This window comes from Stenotrophomonas maltophilia, from assembly GCF_039555535.1.
GTDB classification, from domain to species: Bacteria; Pseudomonadota; Gammaproteobacteria; order Xanthomonadales; family Xanthomonadaceae; genus Stenotrophomonas; species Stenotrophomonas maltophilia_Q.
In genome coordinates, this window is the sequence record NZ_CP154630.1 from 71607 (window position 1) to 94457 (window position 22851).

A 22851-nucleotide genomic window follows, 5' to 3' on the forward strand; every position below is an offset into this window, starting at 1 on the left:
AAAGCGCCGGCAACCCAGTGCCGGCGCGGGGCCGGACTCAGCCGCAGCGCGTGCCGCTGACCGCGCCCTTGTCGTCCACTTCGATGTTCAGGCGGTCGCCGAGGAACTCCATCGTGGCCACATCATTGGGCTTGAGCACACGCACCTGGCTGGCCCCGGCATCTTCCTGCGCCTGCTTGCCGAGGGCATCGGTGTAGGCCTGGCCGACCAGGCTCTGCACCTGGCTGGCATCGCAGGTGCCGACGGGCGGTGCCTCGGTGGCCTTGCCGGCGTCGTCGGCCGGTGCCTTGGCGGCTTCGGCGGCCTGCTGGGCGTGGGCCGTGGCCGAATCCTGTTCATCCAGCGCCGGTGCCTGGCAGGCGGTCAGGGCCAGCACGGCCGGCAGCAACAGGACGGAGAGCGAACGGGCGCGAATCGGAAACGACATCATGACTCCGGAAGGGGTTGTGAAAGCCCGAGCATAGCGGCGAACCGACCCTCACGTGTTTGTCTTGTGTTATCGACAGGATCACTGCGCCGCACCAGTGACACTGCCGGACATGCCAACCCCCCCCACTCCGGAACAACAGGCCGCGCGCGCTGCGGGCCTGCGCTATGTTGATGACACCCAGCCCGGCATCAGCCGCCGCCGCGCCGGCAAGGGGTTCAGCTACCGCGATGCCGACGGCCACGCGCTGCGCGATGCCACCACCCTGCAACGCATCCGTGCGCTGGCGATTCCGCCGGCCTACACCGCAGTGTGGATCTGCGCCCATGCCAACGGCCACCTGCAGGCGACCGGCCGCGATGCGCGCGGGCGCAAGCAGTACCGCTACCACCCCGACTGGGCCGCAGTGCGCGACGCCGGCAAGTTCGACCGGGTGATCGCCTTTGGCGAAGCACTGCCTGCGCTGCGGCGCCGGCTTGGCCGCGATCTCAAGCGCAGCGGCTTCCCGCGCGAAAAGGTGCTGGCGGTGGTGGTCGCGCTGCTGGCCGACACCCTGGTGCGGGTAGGCAATGAAACGTATGCCAGGGAAAACAAATCCTTTGGCCTGACCACGCTGCGCAACCGGCACCTGGACCTGCTGCGCGGCGGGCGCGTGCGCATGCGCTTCCGCGGAAAATCCGGGCAGCTGCATGAAGTAACGGTCGGTGACCGCCGGCTGGGCACGCTGGTGCGCGGTGTGCAGCAGTTGCCGGGCCAGGCGCTGTTCCAGTACCGCGACGACGACGGTGTCATCCAGCCGGTCGATTCCGGTGCGGTCAACGATTACCTGCGCGAGGTGATGGGAGAGGACTTCACCGCCAAGGATTTCCGCACCTGGGGCGGCACCCTGGCCGCGGTACAGGCGTTCGCAGCCACCGAACTGCCCGAACCGGCCAGCCAGCGCGCGCTGGCCAAGGTGCAGCGCGAGGTGGTGTGCAAGGTGGCGGCCCAGTTGGGCAATACGCCTGCGGTGTGCCGCAAGGCCTATATCGACCCTTGCGTGTTCGCCGGCTGGGAGCGCGGCGAACTGGCGAAACTGGCCGGCCTGCGTGGGCCGCGCCAATGGGAACAGGCGACGCTGAAGGTACTGCGCCGCGCACGGCGGCTGGCCAAGCGCAGCGCCACGACGTAGCGTCGAGCTTGCTCGACGGCTATTAGCCGCAATAAATGGCCGTGATGTTGTTGGTACGGCCCTTCTCGATGGTCAGGCGGTCACCGCCTTCGTGCGCCGGTGGCACCCGCGGGCCGTCATGACGCAGCACCTGCACGTGCAGGCTGTCGCTGTCCACGCGCGCGCGTTCAACGGTGGCGGCCGAAGCGGCCAGGCCGAGCGCACCGCGCACCATGTCGCTGTGGCACTGGCCGGAAATCACCCCGTCGATCGGCTGCACCTGGGCCATCGGCGTGCTGCTGCAGGCAGCGAGGGCAAGGCTGAGAGCGGTGGCGGCGATGGCAGCTTTCATGGAGGCGTTCCTCGTGTGGTTGCGTGCAAGGGTGCGACGGCGCGCGTGGTGGCGGAATGAATGCCGTGCACATGCTGGACACGGTGCGCTCACTGCCGCCGACAGCGCGGTCAGGGACACTGCAGTTGCGGCGGATGCCGCGCCCGGTAGTGCCGGCCGCTTGCCGGCAGCCCCTTTCCCTCCCGAGGAGATCTGCATGGCCACGAGCAAGAAGCTTCCCACCCGCCGCAAGGCATCGCCGAAGGTGCGCAAAGGCAGCACCGCTACCACGACCGCCGCCGACCCGGACCGCCCACGCGTGGTGAAAACCGCAACCCGCAAGGCCGCCGCCAGCGATCCGCGGGCGGCGCGCGTCGCGTCGCGGCAGCGGCGCCTGCAGGACCAGGAAAAGGCCAAGGACGCGCGGGCGGCAAAGAAGGCCACGAAGAAGCACGCGACCCAGGCCGGTACCCGCAGGCAACCTGAGGTCATGCCCGCCCAGCAGCTGCCCAAGCCCGGGCATGAACACGAACTTGAGCTGGCGCCACGCTTCCTCGCGCCGGACTACGCGGGCAGCGGCAAACTGCAGGGCATGCGCGCGATCATCACCGGCGGCGATTCCGGTATCGGCCGCGCGGTCGCGGTGCTGTTCGCACGCGAGGGTGCGGACGTTGCAGTGCTACATCTGGACGAGGCGGAGGACGCGGACATCACCCGCCAGCACGTGGAGCGCGAAGGCGGTCGCTGCGTGGTGATTGCCGGTGACGTGCGCGATCCGCGCTTCTGCAACAAGGCGGTGAAGCAGGTCGCCAAGGCCTTCGGCGGCATTGACATCCTGGTCAACAACGCCGCGTTCCAGCTGCACTGCGAGCGGCTGGAAGACCTCGAAGACGCGCACTTGCAGGAGACCCTGCAGACCAACATCGGTGGGTACATCCAGATGGCGCGTGCGGTGCTGCCGCACCTGGGCGAGGGCGCCAGCATCATCAACACCGGTTCGGAAACCGGCATTTTCGGCAGCAAGGCGCTGATCGACTACTCGGCCACCAAGGGCGCGATCCACGCGTTCACCAAGTCGCTGGCCAGCCAGCTGCTGCCACGTGGCATCCGGGTCAACTGCGTGGCGCCGGGGCCGGTGTGGACGCCGCTGAACCCGGCCGACAAGCCGGCGGAGGACGTGGCGGAGTTCGGCAAGGACAGCGACATCGGCCGGCCCGCACAGCCCGAAGAACTTTCTCCGGCCTACGTATTCCTGGCCTCGCCGGTCTGTGGCAGCTACATCAGTGGCGTGATCCTGCCGGTGATGGGCGGGCCGCGAGGCTGAACGGCCCTACTGCGTGGAGTCTGCTGAATGGGGCCTCGCGCAGGTGTGTGGCGTGCGTCAAAGGCTGCGCCGGTGCGGCGGGGTAGGCTGGACTCCCATACCGATCACGTTCAAGGAAAGATCATGCCGGAGATGGATATCAACGCAGCGGCCGATGAAGTCGTCGCCCTGCTGCGGCAGAACGACGCCCGTGGCGCGGCCGCGCGCCTGGAGGCCCTGCACAACGGCCAGAGTGCAGTGGTGCAGGAATCGCTGGATCGCTACATCGCGGCGCGGGGTGCCACCGAGCTTGAGGCCCTGCAACGCAGCGGTGGCGTATCCGCCGCGGATGCGGCCACGGTCAACCCGATGCTGGATCGCCTGGCTGAGGCGACGCGCCCTCCGCGCATGCCCGATGCAGCAGAGACCGCAGGCCTGAGCCAGGCCCAGCAGTACGACGTGTACGGCAGCATCGTGGCCCAGCGCGGCAGCGCCGCGGCAAACGATGCGATGGCCACCCGGGATCGCGTGGTGCTGGGGTTGCGTGATGAGAACCGCACCACCGAGGCGCGCGGGCGTGGTGTCTACGACGACCGCATCGTGGTGCTGTGGAAGGATGCGCAGGGCCACGGCCATGTGCGCGAGTTCAACCAGGCCACGACGGAGCCGACGGCCCAGTACGATGGTCACGCCAAGACCACGCCACGCAGCCCCGGCTTCGGCAACGTGGCGCCGCGCACCAAGACCGAGGGCGAGGACGTCAACGGCAACCGGGTCAAGGATCTTGGACGGTTGGGCGAAGGCACCACCGAGATGCGCGCAACAACCCATCCGCGAAATGGCCATCCCGATGAATTTGCACTGCGCCCTTCGCAGGACGCGATCACCGCAGGCGCCGGCCGTGTGGAGCGCGACAGCAATGGCGACGGCTGGTTCGATGCGCGCGATACCCAGGGCGTGCAGGACCTCAACGACACCTTCAAGATCCATCGTGGCAGCCGGTCCAATACCGATTCGGCGGGCTGCCAGACCATCGGCGGCGGCGAGTACGACGACTTCGTGTCGACGGTGCGCGGCACGCCTGGGCAGAACCGTTGGCAGTACGTGCTGACCTCGGTTGCACCCGGCCAGGCGCGCGAGCTGGGACAGGACGCGCCGCTCGCGGCCAATGACGATCCCCGTCAGCCGCAGCATCGCGACCATGCCCTGCAGCAGCAGATCAGCACGCACCTGCAGGCCCTGGGCGGACGCTACGCCGAGCATGCCGATGACTACAGTCTGGTGATGCTGCGCGAAGCGAAGGCCGCAGGCATGACCCGGGTCGACCAGATCGTGGCCAGCAATCCCAGTGGTGGCCGCGCTGCGGGCGAGACACTGTTCCTGGTGCAGGGCAGTCCGGGCGACCCCGCGGCAGTGCGCGCAGGCGTCAACGCGGCCGAGGTGCGCGAGACTACGGTGGAAACCAGCCTGCGCCAGCTGCAGCAGCAAGCGCGCGAACAGGGTGCACCGGTACCGGCGCCGGCGCCTGCACAGCAGCAGGAAGTACCGGCGATGGGAGGGTGTTGAGCGATGATCCGATCACACCTGATGCCGAGCGTTTCGTTGATGTTGTTGCTGGCCTGCAGCGCCTGCGCGCCCGCTGGAGAGCGTGTCGCGCCGGCAGCGCCCACCGCCAGCCCGGCGGCGAACCCGGAGGCCTTGCCTGCGCAGACCCTGCCCACTGATCGTGGACTGCCCGCACTGCCGGAAGCCTCCGGCAGCGCCCATCCCGGCGGTCGCTACGCTGCGATGCCCGAACCTGCCAGGCAGGTGCTGATGCATTTGAAGTGCAACGTGGAAGGTGCCAGCAATGTGCAGGTGCTTTCCATTCCCGCGCAGGGGGGCCGGCAGGATTTCATGGTCACCGATCGCAGCGGGCCGCGTTTCCGTTACTGGATACGGTCGTTCTCCAGTAGTGGCGGCACCACGGGCTATCTGGTGCAGCTGCGGGACTGCCCAGCCAGCACCACCGGCATGCGCGCCTACATTGCACAGGGGGCGGCACCGCTGCAGGACGTCACCGCATCGCTGCTGGCGCAGGCAGGGCTGCCTGATGCGGCGACGATGACGGCATACCAGGACAAGGGCGCGGGCGACCTGTTCGCCTTCATCGGGCCGCTGGACAAGGTGCCGGTGCTGCGCTGGGTGGCCGAAGCCGACCCCGAGCAGCCATTGGCCGCCGACGCGCGCAGCTTCGACCATGGCAATGCCATCCACGGCGGTTTCCTGCGCTGGAACCAGGATCACTTCGAAGTGGCCAGGACCGTGCCGGCCGGGCTATGGCCCTGCGATGACAGCCCGTTATTGCCGTGCAAGGGCGACCCGTTCGTGACTGGGCGTTGAGGCATCGCGCGCATAGAAATCGGCAATGCGCGGAATGAACTGCTGCGGATTGGCACCGACAAGATTGGTCAGCACCACCACCGCCACGCGGCGCTCGGGATAGACCACGAACGCCGAGCGCGCACCGCCGATACCGGCCACCTGAAGGTCGGGCGATGCGCGCAGTACCGGCCAGCCCCCCGCCCACGGGCCGGCACGGCCATCCGCCAGGCGCTCTGCGCTCCACATCCGACGCAGGGCCGTCTCCGGCAGCAGACGGCCTTCGGTCAGCGCGACCAGCCAGCGCGCGGTGTCGTCGGCGGTGGTGAGGATGCCGCCACCGGCCCACAGCGAAGGCGGTATGTCGTAGAACCAGTGCGACAGGCGGGACGGTGCATCGGCAGCGTCGGTGGCTCGCGGGGCCAGGCTGTACATCGTCGCCGCATCCGGAATCAGGTCGTAGCTGTCGCCGAAGGTGGTGCGGGCCATGCGCGCGCTGCTGAACTGGCGGGTGGCGAGGAAACGTTCGTAGGGCATGCCGGATTGCTTCGCGATGATTCGTGCCAGCAGTACGTAGTTGGTCTGGTTGTAGGCGAAGCGCTGCCCGGGTTCGGCTTCGACCGGCTGCGCAGTGACGGCCGCCCACGCCTGCGCTTCTGAGCCACCGCCCAGCAGTCCATTCGCATCAAGGATGTCCGGAAGGCCGGAGGTATGCGCCAGCAACTGGTGTACGCGCACGTCTCTCCACGCTGGCGGAAGATCATCCAGGTAGCGCGAGGCCGGCGCGTCCAGATCCAGCTGCCCCTGCTGGGCCAGCTGCGCGGCGGCCACGCCGGTGAACGCCTTGGTGGCCGAATTGAGTGGGAAACGGGTGTCGCGCGAGGCAAGCACACCGTTCTCCACGTTGGCCAGCCCGTAGGCCTCGGACAACACGGTCTGCCCGTCCTTGACCACCGCGATCTGCAATCCTGGGATGCGCCGCTCCAGCATGATCTGGCGGATCAGGCGGCGGGTCTGGTCGTTGGCCTGGTCCTGGCTGGCAGAGACGGCGGCGAAGGGCAGTGCACTGATGAGCATGAGCAGGACTCGGAGCATTGGGTGGGACATGCGGAATTCCAGCGGGGCGTTGCGGATGGGATGCAGCGGGCGGATTGGTGCCTACCGTTCGTCGGCCCATGACTTCCGGGGGGTTGACTACAGCTGTCGTCAAGCTGACAGTGACGACACATGTAGTCAAGGGAGTGGTGTCATGCGTGGCAAGACCATCGGGGACCAGGAGCTGGCCCTGCTGCAGTACATCGATGAACATGCGCCGGCCAGCGTCGGCGAGGTCGCCAGTGGCTACGGGGAGGCCCGTGGCCTGGCCCGTTCCACCGTGCTGACGATGATGGAGCGGCTGCGGGCGAAGGGGTACCTTCAGCGCCAGCAGCAGGACGGGGTCTACCGCTACCAGGCCACCCGTGGCCCGCAGAGCGTGCTGCAGGGTGCCGTGGCCCAGTTCGTCGACAACACCCTGCAGGGGTCGGTGTCGCCGTTCGTGGCCTACCTGTCGCAGCGCCAGCAGGTCAGCGACAACGAGCTGGCCGAGCTGGAAGCGCTGGTCGCCCAACTCCAATCGCGTCGCCACGAGGGCTGAGCCATGGACACCACGATGCTGATCCCGATGTTGGAACGGCTGGGCTGGACCAGCCTGCAGACCGTGCTGCTGGTGGCCCTGGTGTATGGCCTGTGCCGCGCGCTGCCGTCGCTGTCGGCGGCCACCCGCTGCCGCCTGTGGTGGCTGGTCTCGCTGCAGGCCGTGCTCGGCCTGTTCTGGAGCCAGCCGTTGCAGCTGGCCTGGCTGCCGGCCCCCCAGGCCGTGGCGATGACTGCAACCGAAGTGGTCACCGAGACACTGCACCCGCTGGCCCCGCAGGCCTCGGCGCAGGTGCTGGCGGCGATGCCGATGCCTGCGGCGGACGTGCCGGCGGTGGCCTGGTGGGCGATCGCACTGGCCGCGCTGTGGCTGTCCGGCGTGCTGCTGATGGCGTTGCGCACCTTCGGTGAGTGGCGCCGCTGCCGCGCACTGCTGGCTGCGGCCTATCCCTGCGAGGACCAGGCGCTGGTGCAGGCCCTGCAGCTGGCCTCCGATGCGCACGGTGTGCGCCCTGCACCGCGGCTGTGGATGAGCACTCAGGTGGACTCGCCGCAGCTGGTCGGGCCGTTCCGCCCGGTGCTGCTGCTGCCCGCAGGTGACAATGCGCTGCAAGGCGACGCGCTGGACCTGGCGCTGACCCACGAACTACAGCACCTGCAGCGTCGTGACCTGCAGTGGGGGCTGCTGCCCGCATTGGCCCAGCACCTGTTCTTCTTCCACCCGCTGCTGCGCCTGTCGGTGCGCGAATACGCCCAGGCCCGCGAGGAAGCAGTGGATGCGGCCGTGGTCGGCCAGCACGGCGCCAGCCGCCAAGCCTATGGCCGCCTGTTGCTGCAGCTGGGCGTGGCCCCACAGCCGCACCTGGGCGTGGCCAGCGCCGCACCGAGCACCACCAGCCTCAAGCGTCGCCTGCTCTCGCTGCAGTCGCACCGGTCCTGCCCGCGCCTGCTGGCGATGGCGTTGACCGCTGCCGTGGTGGTGGTGGGCGTGGCGCCGATGCGCCTGGTTGCGGCCCCGGTGCCGCCGGCACCGCCTGCGCCGCCGGCCGCACCGAAGGCCGTGGTTCCCCCGCCGCCGGCGCCGAAGGTTCCGCCTGCACCGCCGATGTCGGCGCGCGCGCCGGCGGTGCCGGTGGCCCCTGCGCCGCCCGCCGAGCCCGCCGACGTTGAGGAGCTGTCCGGCCCGGACGATGCGGATGTGGCGGTTGACGTGGATGTCGACGTCGACCCGGGCATCGACGGCGGCCGCAGCACCTCGCGCAGTTCCTCCATCACCACCTACGGCCGTCTGGATCTGGGCCAGTCCCCGTCGCAGGCATTCGTGCTGGTGGATGGTGATTCGACCTTCGCCAACGGCGGCATCGACGATGTGACGCTGGCACGCAAACAGCTCGGCAAGGGCCCGGCGCTGTGGTTCCGCCAGGGCGACAAGCGCTACGTGGTGCGTGATCCGATGATGATCCAGACCCTGCAGCGTGCCTACAGCGGCGCGGTCGATCTGGGCCGCCAGCAGAGCGAACTGGGCCGCCAGCAGAGTGCGCTGGGTCGCGAGCAGGGCGAACTCGGCAAGCAGATGGGCGAGATGGGGCGTCTGCAGAGCGAGGAGGCACGCCGCATCGCACTGGCCGCTGCCGAGGCCGCGCGCAACGCGATGGCCGCGCATGACATCAACCGCGAGGCGGCGGCGGAAGCGGCGAAGGCGGCGCGCGGTGCGACCAGCGATATCGCCGTTGCGCGAGAGGCTGCGCGCGAGGCCGCCGCCGAGGCACGTCGTGCGATGCAGGAAGCCCGCAGCGAGGCCGCGCAGTCCGGCCGTACCCGTGACATGCAGCGCCTGGCCAGACAGCAGTCTGAACTGGCCAACCGACAGGCGGCACTGGGCAGCCAACAGGCCGCGTTGGGCGAGCGTCAGGCGCGCGTGCATGCGCAGGCATCGCAGCAGGCACAGCAGGTGATCGCGCGCGCACTGGCCAGCGGCAAGGCCGAGCGACTCTGAGCGGTAGTGCCGGCCGCTGGCCGGCAATGTGGGTGCCGGCCAGCGGCCGGCACTACCCTGAGACGATCAACCGCAGCTGGCGCGTTCGATGCGGTTCTGCGCATCCACCTGCACGGTCACGCGGTCCTGGCGGAAGTCCATGGTCACCGCCATGCCAGGCTTGACCACCCGTGCATTGCGCGCGCCGCTGGCGCTGACCAGCTGCTTCACGGTGGCCTCGTCGGCGGTCTTGCCAGTGAAGGCTTCAAGCTTGTCGGGCTGGCACTCATGCGGACCGTCGGCCGCCGATGGCGGCGTGGTCTCATGCGCGGTACTGCTGCCCGCATGGCTGCAGGCGGCCAGAGGCAGGATGGCGAGCAGGGCGAGGGGACTGAGGCGCATCGTCGGGCTCCAAGCGTGGATGGTGGCGGCAGTGTCGCCGCTGCCACCGTCAGGCCGCGTCAACGCCTACTGCCCGACCAGCGCCAGCGTCTCGCGCTCGCGCTGTTCCTCGTGCACCAACCGTTGCAGCAGCAGGGCCAGCGTCACCACGTCCTGGTGGTTGTGGTCGGCCACCCGGCGCAGGTTCACCGCATCGCCACCACGCAGGAAGCGCAGCCATGCGCCCGGCGCCTCAGAACCGGGCAGATCGTCCTCGCGCACCACGCGCAGCAGCTGGCGTTCGATGGTGGACAGCTTGCAGTTCTCCCAGCTGCCACGATAACGGCGGCGGGTGGGGTAGAGCAGGTCGACATGGTCCAGCGCGCTGATCGGGTCGCGTTGCCGGGCCAGCCGGTAGCGGGCCTTCAGCAGTGGCGCATCGTAGCTGCGGCCGTTGTAGCTGCAGAACACGGTGGTCGGCTGCAGCCAGCTGGCGAAGGTGGCCAGCATCGCGTCTTCCGCAGCCATGGTGGACATCAGCAGCTGGCGGATGCGCAGGCCTTCGCCGCGTTGCGGGCACACATGCCAGTCGGCGGCCCCGATCATGAAGGCGCGGGTGCCGGTGCCGCCGGCCAGGCCGGTGGTTTCGGTATCGAAGAACAGCAGGTCGCGCGCGGCCACGTGCTGGCCTTCGCGACGGGCGAAATCCAGCGACAGGGGCTGCGCCGGAATCGTCTGCGGCTGCAGCGATTCGATCAGGAACAGACCCGGTGCGATTTCTTCGCCGGGTAGTTGCCGATCCTGTGCACGGGCATGCACCGGTGCAGGGCCGCCGCGTGTGCGCAGGCCAAGCAGGCGATGCAGGCTGCCCACCTCCGGCCGACGCAGCGGTGCGGGTGCCGGTACGGAGGCCGCAGCGCCGGTCGGCTTGTGGCGGATCTCCTGTTCGACCCAGGCGAACACCGAACGCTCGGCCGGTGGTTGCCGCGCATCGTTGGCGGCCACGGATGCCGGTGGCGCAGGGGGCACGTCCGGCGCGGCCAGTGTACTCGCCTTCGGGTCGCCGGCCTGCCTGCGCAGCAGGCGCAGCTTGTCCAGGCTCAGGCTCACGGTGCCAGCAACTCCATCGGCTCGCGCGTGGTCACCACCACGTCGCGCACGTACTGGCAGGCTTCGGCATCGAACAGGTCCAGCACGCGCAGCGCCAGCGCCCGCGGCGAGGTCTCATCGTCCTCCTGTGCGGCCAGCACCGGGCCGACACAGGCCGGGCAGCCGGCCTTGCAGTCGCAGCGCTGGACCAGTTCGCGCGCGCGCTGCACCAGCTCGGCCTGGCGCTGCCACAACGGCTCGCTGAGGCCGACGCCACCAGGGAAGTTGTCGTACAGGTACACGGTGGGCACGAACTCCTGCAACAGCTCGACAACGCCAGGATCACCCTCGCTGCCGCGCAGCTGGCCACGGCCGCTCTGGTCGGCGATTGCGAACCAGGAACCATCGCCGTTGCCCACCGACTTCTGCAGGTCGCGCGCATCGGCCATCACCGCCACGGTGGCGACGATGTGCAGCGCATAGGCCGCGCCGAGGAATCCATCCAGCGCATCCTGCTTGCTGGCGAAGGCGCGCAGCAGCTGCGCCTGTGGCAGCTGCCACCACACCGCAGTGGTATGCAGTTCCTGGTCGGGCAGGTTCACCGGGCCGTAGCCGATGTTCTCGTGCGTGTAGTAGCGGATCTTCTTGTAGCCGGCCACGCGGCGCACTACGTGCACTTCGCCGTGGTGCGAATCGCCACGGCCGGCCACGCCTCCATCGAAGCGGTCCAGCACCTTGAGCTTGGTGAAGTCGATGCTGTCGGTGTAGTAGTCCACATGCGTGCGGGTGACGTAGGCCTTGCGCCCGTCCCAGTCCAGCGTTTCCACCTGGTACGGGGTGGACTGCACCATGTGGATGGCGCCTTCGTACAGGGTGAGCGCCGCGGCGGAGTAATCCACTTCGGCGATGATCTGCTGGCGGCCATCGCTGCGGTCGACCACCACGAAGTTGCCGTCGGCCACGGCACGCAGGCTGACCGCATTGGCCGGATAGCTGTCGGCGATCCATTCCCAGCGCTCGCCTTCGCGATGGATGACTTCGGTTTCGGCCAGCGCTTCCAGGAACACTTCCGGATCGATCGGGCCGAAGCCATCGCCGACCCGGAACGGCAATTCAAAGGCCGCGCAGCGGATGTGGTCGAACAGGATCAACGGCTGGTCCGGCGCGATGCGCGCATGTTCGGGCGAGGCCTCGGCAAAGAAATCCGGATGCCGCACCACGTACTGGTCCAGCGGCTGCGAGCTGGCCACCATCACGCCCAGCGCGGGCTGCTGGCGGCGGCCCGCGCGGCCGAAGCGCTGCCAGGTGGCGGCCACGCTGCCGGGGTAGCCATTGAGGATGACCACGTCCAGACTGCCGATATCCACGCCCAGTTCCAGCGCCGAGGTGCTGACGATGCCGTCGATGTTGCCGGCGCGCATCGCCCGTTCGGTCTCACGGCGCTCGGTGGGCAGGTAGCCGCCGCGGTAGGCACGGATGCGTGGCGGCTTGCGCGGGTCGTGGTCGAAGATGTCCTTCAGGTACTTGGTCAGCACTTCCACCATCAACCGGGTCTGTGCGAACACCAGCGTCTTCAGCCCGGACTTGATCGCGATGCGCGCGATCCGGTTGCTCTGCGAGCGCGCCGAGGCGCGCAGGCCGAGGTCGGGGTTGATCACCGGCGGATTCCACAACAGCACCTGTTTCGGCCCGCTGGGCGCACCGGATTCAGTAATGGCAGTCGCCGGGGCCTCGATCAGCGCCTCGGCATGCGCCTGCGGGTTGCCGATGGTGGCCGAGCACAGGATGAACTGCGGTTGCACGCCGTAGAACGCACAGATGCGCTTGAGCCGGCGCAGCACGTTGGTGACATGGCTGCCGAACACGCCGCGGTAGGTATGCACTTCGTCGATGACGATGTAGCGCAGGTTCTCGAAGAACTGCGCCCACTTGGTGTGATGCGGCAGGATCGCCTGGTGCAGCATGTCCGGGTTGGACACCACGATGTCGCCATGCAGGCGGATCGCCTGCCGCGCATCGCCAGGGGTGTCGCCATCGAAGGTGAAGGCCTTCACCCCCAGGTCGCCGGCGCGGTTGAGTTCCAGCAGTTCGGCCACCTGGTCCTGGGCCAGCGCCTTGGTCGGGAACAGGTACAGCGCCTTGGCCTTGTCCTGCATGGCCGCGCTGACCACTGGCAGGGTGTAGCACAGCGACTTGCCGCTGGCGGTGGGGGTGACGATGGCCACGTGTTCGCCGCGCTGGCTGGCCTCCCACGCTTCAGCCTGGTGGCTGTAGAGCTGCTCGATGCCACGGGCCTTCAGCGCGGCGGCCAGGGCCGGCGGCACTGAATCGGGAAGGGGCGCGTAGCGGCCTTCGCGGCCCGGAATGGCAAAGCTGCCGGTGATGCGGTCCTGGTAGCGGCGCTGCAGCCGCGCACTGAGCAGGGCGCCATCGCGGGCGGGCAGGCCGTCGCGGGTGGCGAGCTTCTGCTCGGCGTCGGCGGTGCGCTTGGCGAGTTCGTAGGCCATGGAAGATGGAGCCAGTACGGATTGCGAGGCGTCACATGGCACCTCATCCACGTCTCAGGATGTGAGACACCGGCGTGGGATGCAGTGAACCATTCAGAGCGGGACCCGAGGAGTGGTTGATCCTTCTGCTGGCTATCGCGATGTGTCAGTCGTCGCGCATGTGGCTGGCCAATGCGCGACGCTGCTGCTCTGCCCGGAGCCCACATCGCATCAGGATGCGCAACTGGACGAGCAGCAACAGCACCGCCAGCAGCCGCCACGTGCTGCGTACCAAGGCGCTGGCAAGTGGGGATGATCCCGAGGCTGTGTCGATGTCCACATGCAATGCGTGGCCTTGCTGCGAAGCGTTGACGACCCAGCCTGCCATGTCGAAAGGCTGCGGGTGTACCAGCCGGTCGCTTGTCAGGCCCAGCGCCTGCCAGGGATCGCTGGCGGCAGCCCCAGCAAGGGTCGGGCGGGGCCGGTGCTCCCGCAGGATCACCCCGGGCGGGGCATCGCGATAGGCATGGGTGAGTTCAGCCAGCTGCTGCCTGGCAATACTGCGGCTGACGGCGCGCTGCAGTGCGTGCAGGGCAGCCATGTCGGGCGTGGTCAGGTGCAGGGCCGCGTCGCCTGAAGCGTCGATTCGTTGCATGGACGCTGCAAACCCCCTCCAGCCATCTCCCGGCGGGACCGCCTCGTCAGGAAGTGCTGCGCTGCGCCGTGCAACCGGCGTCGCCAGCAGTTCCATCACGCGCTCGCGGAAGTATCCACAGTCCGGCAGGCCCGCCTGGCATGCCAGCTCCAGTCCATCCACCAGCTGACGGCTCCCCAGCACGGCATGCCTGGCATCCTGCCGTGCGCTCAGAAACAGGGCGTCAGGTGCGTGCAGTGATACACGAACCTTCAACAGGGACTCATCGCCAAGGGCCGCGATGGCGGGCGGCAGCGCGGCCGGCGGTGGCGCAACGGGGGATGTTGTCCAGACCCGTTGCCCGCAGTCGAGGATCGCAGGTGCCTCTCTGTCTCCTGCCCAGGACCGCTGCACGCCACAGGTGGCCAGGCCGGTCAGCTGCACCTTGTCACCGCGCCTGGGGGGATCGGATAGCAGATCAGAGGGCACTGCATCGGTCCGGACGCGTGACGGCCGCAGTGCATCCGCCGAGGCACGCAGGTCTTCAATGACGCCTTCGCCGTTGCCCAGGGACCACAGCGTGACGATGACCGCCACAGTCAGCCACAGCAGGTGCCTGGCCCAGGGAAGACGAGGGTGACGCAGCGCCTCCTTGACCCGGGACGGGCCGGGTGACACCGCCAGCAGTGCACGATCCTCCTCGCGCACGTCGGCGGTGACGGTGCGACCAAAGGGCAGCACGCCGGGTTCGCACCAGTGGCGAGGGACGTGCACTTCGACGGTATCGACGAAGACCCGTGGCACGTCACCATCGATCTGACCATTGCCCTGCAGTACCGGGCCGGACAGGACACCCTCGATCCTTACCACCTGCGCCGGCGGCGGCAGCGGGCGCGTTCTCTGCCGCCGCAGCGCCACTGCGACCCCGGCCATGGCCGCGCCACCGGCCAGCAGCCCCCAGGACGATCCCCAACGCATCTGACCACCCACCCAGAACAGGGTGGATGCAAGCACGATGCACACTGCGCTTGATATGCCCAGCCAGCGGGGTTGGCGGAGGGAACGTTCTGCCTCCGTCTCCTCGCGCCGGGTGCGTGGGCTTCCCTGCGCAGTGTCCACCGTGCAGGGCCCGGGCGTGGGCTGCCGGGTACCCCTCTCGAGCCAGACACATCGGTCAGTCTGCGCCTGCGTTTCACGTTCACGCTCGCCGGTGATCGTATGGCCGTTCAGCCAGACGACCAGGGCGAATGAGCGACCCAGCACGACATCCGCACGGTTCCGCGCGGACAGATGGCGCCGCATGCCATACGGCAGCAGCACCGGCACGCTGCCCAGTCGCTCGATCTTCGTGTGTGCGTCGACCTCGCGCAGGCTGTGCTCGCCTTCGATGCGGTACACGCTGTTGGACGGGCCGAGCTGGCCGGTCAATCTGAAGGGCTCGAGAGCGTCGTATTCGGCGCTGTCCAGCTGGCGCGCCGCTTGCGAGCCTCGAAGCCTTCGCAGGGCGCGATGATCGAGCTGTCGCTGATGGAATTCGGTGGCGGACAGGGCGAGGGCGAGCAGCAGCACGCAGCCAATCACCAGCAATGAAAGGGGCATGAGTGTGCTCCGGCAGGTCGAACCTGACAGGTTCAAGGGTTCGGCATCGAAAACCAATGCAACTCGTTGCGGATTGGGCCATCGCCCGCTGAACGCCTGCGCGCGGCCACAACGAAATCTGAAGCAGCGATGCGTATCCTCACAGCCTGGACGCAACAGACGGGGCAAGGGCCGTGGCACGACGTGGAATGCAGGGAGCAGTGCTGGCCAACCTGATGCTGGCGGGCCTGGCGCAGGCGCAGCAGGCGGTGCCCGAGGCTGCGCCTGCTCCTTCTGCAGACGCGCCCACGGTAGCTACCGCGCCGGTTTCCACCACCCTGCCGCAGGACAACGTCACCACCCTTGGCGAAGTGCGCGCACTCAAGCCGGAAGACGAGCCGCTGGACCTGTACCGCTTCAAGAATCCCGTGAAGTTCGGCGACAACCGCTTCAGCCGCGACTGGAGTGAACCACCGTCGCCGGAACAGGTCAGCATGGGCGGCGGCTACATCATGATGGGCGTGGTCAAGGGCGTGATGGCAGCTGCAAAGGGCGTGAACAAGCTTACCGGTGGACCGGCGCAGATCCAGGCTGCGGTGGCGCGGCCACCGCCGGAACTCAGTGCCGAACAGCAGCAGCGTGCGCTGCGGTTCTCCGAGGAGCAGGGTGCCGGTGACCCATCGCCGGTGAAGTAGGCCGGTATATCCTGCCGGCATCCCCCTCGGTGCCATGCCATGTCCCTGCGTTCGTTCTGCCTGCTGGCCGCGTTGCTGCCCGCCTCTGCCTTTGCTTCCGATATCGCCGATGACGGCGCCTGCCGCAACGGCGCGTTCCCGTCCGAACAGAGCCGGTTTGCACTGGCGCGGGTGGTCGACGCACCGCGCCTGTACCTGCTCGGCGACATGGACGGCTGCCCGGGCAAGGGCGAGCCGGCCTGCCGCCAGCGCAGCTATGTGGTCAACGGCGATACGGTGGTGACCGGGCGCGACCTGGGCGGTTATCGCTGTGCGTTCTTCCCGAACAAGGTGGGCGGCAGTGCGGGCTGGGTGGACCGCAGCAAGCTGCAGCCATTGCCTGCGGTGGTGCCGTCGCTGCGGGACTGGGCGGGCAACTGGAAGGATGGCGACAACGGCCTGCACATCTCGGTGCAGGGTGCACAGCTGCATGTGGAAGGCGACGCCTACTGGCCCTCTGCAAACCCCACGCCGGAACAGCGTCCGTATGGCCCCAACATGGGCCAGGTCGAAGCGCGTGCGACGCCACGCGGCGCCGATGTGGAGTTCGCCGAAGACACCTGCAGGGTGCGTGTGCATTCGCTGGGCGAGGTGCTGATCGTGGCCGACAACAGCGAGTGCGGTGGCATGAACGTGCGCTTCAATGGCGTGTATCGGCGCGTGGGAAAACGTTGAAGGGCGCATGAGGGACCAGTAGATCCACGCCATGCATGGATGCTCTTTGCGATCCAATCGGCCGGGGTCAGAGCCCTTTCGCGGGCGAAAGGGATCCGACCCCGAAGTCACCGCCGCCGTTCCAGCCACCACAGCAGCGAGGCGCACAGCACGAAGGCCAGCCACCATGGCCAGCGCGAGCCAGCCACCGGCTGCGTGGCCTGTGCATTCGCGGGCGTGCTGCGGGCCAGCGCCTGCGTGGTCGCATCGATCATCGCCTGCCGATGCAGTGCGGGCGCGTCCTTCGGGTCGAATGCATAGCGCCAGACGATACTGTCCCCATGCTGCAGGCGCTGCCAACCTGCGCCACGTGGCCACCAGCCGGCACAACGCAGCGCCGATGTCGCACCATCGACGATCAGCGGTACGCCGTCGCCACGCGGGTCGAAGGCCTGCAGCGGCGCCTGTACGCCACACAGCGCCTGCCGTTCGCCGGCCCAGGCAATCGCTTGTGGTGACCACAGCGCATCACCGCTGCCCTGCGCACGTGCCAGCGTGGCAACCACGCCGCTCCACAGTTCGCCGTGGCGGTCATCGCGGCCCGCCAGCACCCAACGCCAGCTGTCGGTGATGGGCAGCAGGCCGATGCGTCCCTTGCCGGCCGAGCGCCAGCCGCCGACGGCCTTGCCATCAAGACCCTGCAGCAGTGCGTTGCTGCCCGGTGCCTGCAATGCCAGTGCTTCCAGCGAAGGCAGCGCAGCGCTGTGCGAGCTGCGGTCGGCCTCTTCGCCGTAGCCGGTTGGGAGTGTGCCGGCGGCAAGCGGGCCACGGCGCGCGGCAAGGACCGCGGTGTCACCGTCGCCGGGAAGTTCGAGGGTGTGGCTGCTGCCATCGCCCTGCACGGGCAGGCCAAGATCGTGCAGGCGCTGGCGCGCGCTGGCCGAAGGTGCCCCCGCACTGCGTACCAGTACACCCAGACCGTCGCGCAGCGCCTGACGCACGGCGGCCAGCTGGCCTGCACTCAGGGCCGCCAGGCCGCGTTCGTCCAGCAGTAGCAGGTCGCCGCGCGCCAGCGTTGCAGCATCGAGCGAAACCACGCCATCGCCCACGCTGAGCCCTGCACCGGTATCGGCCTGCACCTGCACGCGCAGGCCCGCGTCAGCGGCCCAGCGCCGCAGGTACTTCAGTTCCGGGCCGGGCGCGCTGGCACGCACCAACAGGCGCAGGGGCGCTGCCGGAAGGGTCTGCTGCGGCACCGGTACGGTATCCACCACATGGCCTTCGGTGTCGAGCAGGCGCAGCCGGAATACGCTGCGGCCTTCGGCGCGGGCGATGCCAGTGAGCTGGACGCGGCCGTCTTTGGCAACGTCCGCGCGATCGACCACGGTGTCGGCCGGGTCCAGCAGCTCGGCCTTCGCCTTTGCCGCGCCACGCGCCTGCGCTTGTACCTCGAAGCGGCCACCGGGAGCAACGTCGGCCGGTGGCTGCAGCGCGACCCAGCCGAGCGGTGCGGGTGCTGCCTGCCAGCGCACGTCGCCCGGCAACGTCGCGTCGCGATCGCGTGCGACCAGGCCGGCGCCAACGAGGGTGAGCGTGGAGGCGGGGTGTTGGCGCAGCCCGGTGGCCAGGTCGGGGATACGCTGCCCATCAGGTACATCGCCCGCTTCCGGCAACAGCAGCAGCGGACCTTCGCTGGCCGGCGGTGCGCCCACCTTGTCGGCCTCGGCGCCGAGCACGACCAGGCCGGCGGCCGGTCGCTGATGGGGAGGTGGCAGCAGGCAGAAATACAGCAGCGTGGCAGCGGCGATCTGCAGCGCGATGACGACCCAGCGGCGGCCTGGGTGCGTTGTGCTTCCACGCAACTGGCGCACGCTGGCGATGACCACGACCAGGGCGAGCAGCAGCGCAATCCACAGGCTCGAACCGGAGGCGTTCATGGCTGCGCCTCCAGCGCGTCGAGATACCGTTGCCCCATCGCATCGGCTGCACTGCGCCGCATTACCTGCGGCAACGGACGCTGCAGGGCACGCCACAGCTGCGCACGCAGGCGCTGGCGGCAGTCGCGGCAGCCGGGCTCGATGCGCAGCTGTTCGATGGCGGCAGCCAGGTCCAGTGCATCGGGCAGGTAGGTAGCGTTGCGTTGCTGCCAGGTCGCGAGCGCATCGAGATCGGGTGTGCCGATGTCATCGCCGAGACGCTGCCAGGCTTCGACAATGGCCGGGTCCGGCGGCGTGCGTGCGGCCAGCGGCAGTTCACGGCTGGACAGCCCGGCGCGATCACCACCCAGCCGGCGGCCTTCATCGATGGGGGGCAGCTCCGGCCCGACCCGGGCCAGGTAGATGCGCTCGGCCTGCTGCACCTGCTTGATGAAGCCCAGCGCCTTGTAGGCGAATGGCAGCGCCTGCTCCGGCCGGCCCTGGCGCAGCTCGCCTTCAGCCGACCACATCTGGTCCAGCGCGGCCTTCAGCGTGGCACGGGTCTGCGGGTCGAGCAGGGTCGCCGCCTCGGCGTGGTCGTGGGTGTGTCCGTACTCGGAAAGCACGTCGGTCGCGCTGCCGAACACCGGCGGGGTATCTGCGTTGGCTGTACCGCCATGGTCATGGCCATGGTCGTCGTGCGCATCGGCCTGCGCGCCATGGTCGTGCTCGTGATCGTCGTCGTGGCCATCTGCGGTCGGCGTATCGCTGGTGGGCAGGTCGCTGGTCGGCGGCGGCTTCGGTGCGCCTTCGCTTTCCTCGCCCAGGAACTGGCCGTAGCGCAGGCGCAGGATGCGCTGGTCGACACCGATCGCATCGCTGCGCTTGATGAAGTCATCGGCGGCGAGACCGCGCCGCTGCCGGATCAAGGCCTCGGCATCGATGATGATCTGTCGCTGGCTGCGGAAGTAGGCCGGCAGTGTCTTCCTGATACGGCCTTCCAGCTCGGCACCCAGCGCAACCTCGGCACTGGGCAGGCGCAGGATCACACTGCTGCTACGTCCCGCCTGTGGTATGGGCGCGTGGTTGTCGCGCACTTCCAGCTGGGCGATCACATCGTTGCCAGGCTGCGCACCCAGCGCGGCGAGGTCGAGCGTATGCGCGAAGCGTCGTGCGGTCGGCGCGCCACTGCCGGTGAGGCTGACGCTGCGACGGACGAAGGTGATGTTCTCACCGCTGCCCTGGGTGGTCGTGATCGACAGCGTTGCCTGTGCAGCCACGCCGTAGTCGTCGCCGGCCTCGAAGCGCAGCGACCATTGGCGCTGTCCGGGCGAGGCCAGCACCAGGCTGGCCGCCGGTTCCAGCACGCGCACGGAGGGTGCACGGTCGGCTACCACGTCCAGCCGATGCAGGCGGGTCTCGGCCAATGCCGGTTCGCTCACCACGCGATACAGCACCGGCGCGCGTGCCACGTCCTGCGCCTGCCATTGGCCGTCCTGTTCGTTCAGCGGCAGGCGTCGGCCATCGTGGAACTGCAGCCACGCCTTGTCCGGTGCACGGTCGAAGCGCAACGACCACGACAGGCGGCTGTCGGCGGCAACCTTGGCATCCAGCGCATTCTGGGTGAGCGTGGCCTGGCCGGTATAGGCCGGTGCGTCGATGCGCAGGCGGGTGGACTGCAGGTGCAGTGGGCCCGCGGGCGGGGTGCCGCCGTGCGACGTGGGTGCAGCGGTGGCGGGGCCGCTGTTCGAGCGCGGCCAGCCGAATGCCAGCAGTGCGATGGTCAGGCCCGCAATCCAGCACAGGGCCAGCGCCGCACGCGGCCAGCGCGGTCGCAGCTCCGGCATGCGGCGCTCCAGCGTGTCCAGCACGTGCGTGCGTTGGCGCTGCTGCAGCGGATTGAGCGTGGCGGTCTCGGCGAACAGCAGGTCCGCGCTGTCCTCGCTGGCGCCGCTTGCATCAAGTTGCCGCTGCAGCCACCGACGGTCGAGCTGCCGGGCACGCGCCGTCGCAACGGCGGCGCAGGCGAGCACGACGAGCGTCCCGACCACGCAGGCCAGATCGAAGCCGGACAGGCGCAGCGCCAGCGCGGTGGCGGCCAGCGCCAACGGCAGGCCAAGCAGCAGGGTGATCAGGGCGCGTCGGCGTCGCGCGCGCTGCCAGGCACGTTGCAACGCGTTCATGCTGCCACCCTGCGCCGGGCGCTGCTGGCCATCCAGCGTTCAACGGCGAACAGCAGCACGACGACCAGTAACAGCCATGCGGTCGGCTCACGCAGCGGCGGCGTTGCGGCCGGCAGAGCGGTCTGGCGGGGCGCGTGGTCTGTTGCATCCCCCACGCGTGGGGGCGATGGCGGTTGCAGTGCCAGAAGCAGCGAGCGTGGCAGCTGCGCGTCGCGCAACGCGGCATGGGTGGTGATGTCCCAGTCACCGGGCAGTGACAGCAAGCGTCCGTGACCGACGCGCTGCTGCCAGAGCAGCGGCGCGCCATCGGCGCTGCGCAGCAGCACACTGGCCTCGGTGGCAGGTTTCGCAGCGCTCAGTACGCTGCCGCCGTCGCGCAGCCACGCCTGCCAGTGCGGCGGCAGTGCGTCGCTGCGGCTCCAGACACCGATCTCGCCGCGTTCGGGCAAGGCATCGGCCGTCAACGGTGCCGAGGGTGCCTGCACGCCCCAGGCCCGCTGCAGTGCACCGATCCAGCGCTGCACCCCGGCGGGCGCGTTGGCGTGCACGCGCAGCCGTGGCGGCGTCGTGGCGGCCTGTGTGGCTGTGGCCGCCACGGCATGCGGGCGCCACTGCACATCGCGCGACAGCTGCAGGCGTGCGCCGTCCAGGCCGGGCAGCGGATCGGGCATGTGCACGGTCAGCGCGGTACCGGCCGGCAGCTGGGCATCCAGTTCGCGCAGCAGGCTGGGCAGGGAGGCATTGGAGGCCAGCGGTGACTGGTCGATGGAGGGGAAGCCGGTTGCCAGCCAATGCCAGTTGCCATCGTTGACGGTGCCACGCAGTGCGGCGGCATCCAGTCCTGGGGCCACCACGGTCCACGCAGCGGGGACCGGCGCAGGGCCCGTCAGCGCCGGGCGCGCCAGCAGCAGCGCCAGCGCGGCCAACAGCAGCAGGCGCACCAGCAGCAGCGGCCAGTCATCGAAGCGGATGCGCTGGCGCGGTCGGATCTGCGCGCGCAGCCAGCGCAGCGCGGCGAAATCCAGCGGCGTGTACGGATGGCGGCGGGCGAGGTGGATCAACAACGGCAGCAGCCATGCGGCGAGCGCGGCCAGGCCCAGCGGGAACAACAGGTTCATGCGCCGCCCCCACGGCCGAACAGCGCCTGCAGCGGCTGGTCCAGTGGCTGGTCGAGCCAACCGCTGGCGCTGGCGATGCCACTGGCCTGCAGGCGCGCCTGCAGCGCGCTGCGTGCATCGGCGAAGCGCTGCAGGTAGTCGGTGCGGATCGCCACGCCATCGCCCAGCAGTTCTTCGCCGGTCTCCGGGTCGCGGAAGCGGTGGCCGGCGTCGAAGGGGAAATCGCGTTCGTCAGCGGTCAGGATCTGCAGCAGTGCCACTTCGCGGCGGGCGCTGGCCAGTTGTTCCAGCAGCACGATGCCGGCCTCATCGAAGCCATCACCGATCGCCAGCAGCAGGTCGCCTGGACGCACCCGTTCCCATAGCGGGCGCAGGCGATCAGGTGCAGGCCAGCCGCCGCGTGCCTGCAGCGCCTGCGACTGCAGATACACACGGTCGCGCTGGCGCGCGCCGTTCGCCGCGGGCACCAGTTGCAGGCCATCGCCATTGATCGCCAGCAGGCCGAAGCGATCACCCTGTTGCAGGGCCAGTTCAACCAGGCATGCGGCCACGCCACGCATGTGGTCCAGTCGCGTGCGCTGCGGTGCCGCGCGATCAGCCTGGCCGGCCGAGGCGGTGGCATCAAGCAGCAGCCAGACCGTTATCGGGCTTTCGCGTTCGGACTCGCGCAAGAAGAAGCGGTCCGAGCGCGCATACAGCTTCCAGTCGATCTGGCGCAGTTCGTCACCCGGTTCGTACGCACGGTACTGGGCGAATTCCAGGCCGGCACCGCGGCTGCGGCTGGCGTGCTGGCCGATGCCGCTTGCCCCGCTGGCCAGGCGCGGCCGCAACCGCAGCAGACGCAGGCGCGCACGCAGTTCCGGCGGCAGGGTCAACGGCGTACCTGCGTTCACGCG

Annotated in this window: 19 protein-coding genes; 8 read left to right on the forward strand and 11 right to left on the reverse strand. The window is 69.1% G+C overall.

All coding sequences use genetic code 11. The annotated features are described in order from the left end of the window. Positions 1–37: 37 nt before the first annotated feature. Positions 38–427: an I78 family peptidase inhibitor gene (locus AASM09_RS00300; protein ID WP_049430928.1), complete on the reverse strand. Its 390-nt coding sequence runs from the start codon at positions 425–427 to the stop codon at positions 38–40. Positions 428–539: 112 nt separating this feature from the next. Here AASM09_RS00300 and AASM09_RS00305 point away from each other — a divergent pair, with 112 nt between their 5' ends. After that, entirely contained in the window at positions 540–1598 is a 1059-nt protein-coding gene (locus tag AASM09_RS00305) for a DNA topoisomerase IB (protein ID WP_049430896.1), read from the forward strand. Positions 1599–1620: 22 nt separating this feature from the next. Here the strand turns inward: AASM09_RS00305 and AASM09_RS00310 are convergent, their stop codons facing one another. Beyond that, positions 1621–1929: a hypothetical protein gene (locus AASM09_RS00310; RefSeq protein WP_049430894.1), complete on the reverse strand. Its 309-nt coding sequence runs from the start codon at positions 1927–1929 to the stop codon at positions 1621–1623. Positions 1930–2125: 196 nt separating this feature from the next. On the opposite strand from AASM09_RS00310, the gene AASM09_RS00315 reads away from it, so the two are divergent. The 3 genes from AASM09_RS00315 to AASM09_RS00325 all read left to right on the forward strand — a co-directional run bounded on the left by AASM09_RS00315 (position 2126) and on the right by AASM09_RS00325 (position 5593). Then, the gene (locus AASM09_RS00315; protein ID WP_049430893.1) at positions 2126–3232 is read left to right on the forward strand and encodes an SDR family oxidoreductase; all 1107 of its coding nucleotides are present in this window, start codon (positions 2126–2128) and stop codon (positions 3230–3232) included. Between the two features lie 123 nt (positions 3233–3355). Continuing rightward, positions 3356–4777 carry an XVIPCD domain-containing protein gene (locus AASM09_RS00320; RefSeq protein WP_049430891.1) on the forward strand — a complete coding sequence of 474 codons (1422 nt, stop codon included), beginning with the start codon at positions 3356–3358 and terminating at the stop codon, positions 4775–4777. Positions 4778–4780: 3 nt separating this feature from the next. Beyond that, a complete protein-coding gene (locus tag AASM09_RS00325) occupies positions 4781–5593 on the forward strand; it encodes a hypothetical protein (RefSeq protein ID WP_049430889.1) in 813 nt (270 codons plus the stop codon). Here AASM09_RS00325 and AASM09_RS00330 read toward each other — a convergent pair. Next, positions 5552–6649 carry a serine hydrolase domain-containing protein gene (locus tag AASM09_RS00330; protein ID WP_049430925.1) on the reverse strand — a complete coding sequence of 366 codons (1098 nt, stop codon included), beginning with the start codon at positions 6647–6649 and terminating at the stop codon, positions 5552–5554. The genes AASM09_RS00325 and AASM09_RS00330 overlap by 42 nt on opposite strands. Before the next feature lie 172 nt (positions 6650–6821). Here AASM09_RS00330 and AASM09_RS00335 point away from each other — a divergent pair, with 172 nt between their 5' ends. Then, complete coding sequence (locus tag AASM09_RS00335) at positions 6822–7208, forward strand: BlaI/MecI/CopY family transcriptional regulator (protein WP_049430885.1); 387 nt, start codon at positions 6822–6824, stop codon at positions 7206–7208. Between the two features lie 3 nt (positions 7209–7211). Further along, positions 7212–9203, forward strand: a complete 1992-nt coding sequence (locus AASM09_RS00340) for a M56 family metallopeptidase (RefSeq protein WP_049430883.1) — start codon at positions 7212–7214, stop codon at positions 9201–9203. Between the two features lie 66 nt (positions 9204–9269). Here AASM09_RS00340 and AASM09_RS00345 read toward each other — a convergent pair whose 3' ends face one another. From AASM09_RS00345 to AASM09_RS00360, 4 genes are all read right to left on the reverse strand, one after another. After that, the gene (locus AASM09_RS00345; protein WP_049430881.1) at positions 9270–9584 is read right to left on the reverse strand and encodes an I78 family peptidase inhibitor; all 315 of its coding nucleotides are present in this window, start codon (positions 9582–9584) and stop codon (positions 9270–9272) included. 66 nt (positions 9585–9650) lie between these two features. Then, the gene (locus AASM09_RS00350; RefSeq protein WP_049430878.1) at positions 9651–10673 is read right to left on the reverse strand and encodes a ribonuclease H-like domain-containing protein; all 1023 of its coding nucleotides are present in this window, start codon (positions 10671–10673) and stop codon (positions 9651–9653) included. Further along, positions 10670–13159, reverse strand: a complete 2490-nt coding sequence (locus tag AASM09_RS00355) for a DEAD/DEAH box helicase (protein WP_049430875.1) — start codon at positions 13157–13159, stop codon at positions 10670–10672. Before AASM09_RS00355 ends, AASM09_RS00350 begins: the two co-directional genes overlap by 4 nt. A 145-nt stretch (positions 13160–13304) precedes the next feature. Continuing rightward, the gene (locus AASM09_RS00360; protein WP_049430873.1) at positions 13305–15371 is read right to left on the reverse strand and encodes an IgaA/UmoB family intracellular growth attenuator; all 2067 of its coding nucleotides are present in this window, start codon (positions 15369–15371) and stop codon (positions 13305–13307) included. 188 nt (positions 15372–15559) lie between these two features. Here AASM09_RS00360 and AASM09_RS00365 point away from each other — a divergent pair, with 188 nt between their 5' ends. Next, on the forward strand, positions 15560–16045 hold the full coding sequence (locus AASM09_RS00365; RefSeq protein ID WP_049430869.1) for a hypothetical protein: 486 nt from the start codon (positions 15560–15562) through the stop codon (positions 16043–16045). Positions 16046–16084: 39 nt separating this feature from the next. After that, positions 16085–16759, forward strand: a complete 675-nt coding sequence (locus AASM09_RS00370) for a hypothetical protein (RefSeq protein WP_049430867.1) — start codon at positions 16085–16087, stop codon at positions 16757–16759. Positions 16760–16866: 107 nt separating this feature from the next. Here the strand turns inward: AASM09_RS00370 and AASM09_RS00375 are convergent, their stop codons facing one another. From AASM09_RS00375 to AASM09_RS00390, 4 genes are read right to left on the reverse strand one after another with little or no spacing between them, the layout of a single operon-like run. Continuing rightward, positions 16867–18675, reverse strand: a complete 1809-nt coding sequence (locus AASM09_RS00375; protein WP_049430865.1) for a hypothetical protein — start codon at positions 18673–18675, stop codon at positions 16867–16869. Further along, the gene (locus tag AASM09_RS00380) at positions 18672–20837 is read right to left on the reverse strand and encodes a hypothetical protein (RefSeq protein WP_049430863.1); all 2166 of its coding nucleotides are present in this window, start codon (positions 20835–20837) and stop codon (positions 18672–18674) included. Before AASM09_RS00380 ends, AASM09_RS00375 begins: the two co-directional genes overlap by 4 nt. Then, positions 20834–21955: a BatA domain-containing protein gene (locus AASM09_RS00385; protein WP_049430861.1), complete on the reverse strand. Its 1122-nt coding sequence runs from the start codon at positions 21953–21955 to the stop codon at positions 20834–20836. The genes AASM09_RS00380 and AASM09_RS00385 overlap by 4 nt, the downstream gene beginning before the upstream one ends. Beyond that, a complete protein-coding gene (locus AASM09_RS00390) occupies positions 21952–22848 on the reverse strand; it encodes a DUF58 domain-containing protein (RefSeq protein WP_049430860.1) in 897 nt (298 codons plus the stop codon). The genes AASM09_RS00385 and AASM09_RS00390 overlap by 4 nt, the downstream gene beginning before the upstream one ends. Positions 22849–22851: the final 3 nt, after the last annotated feature.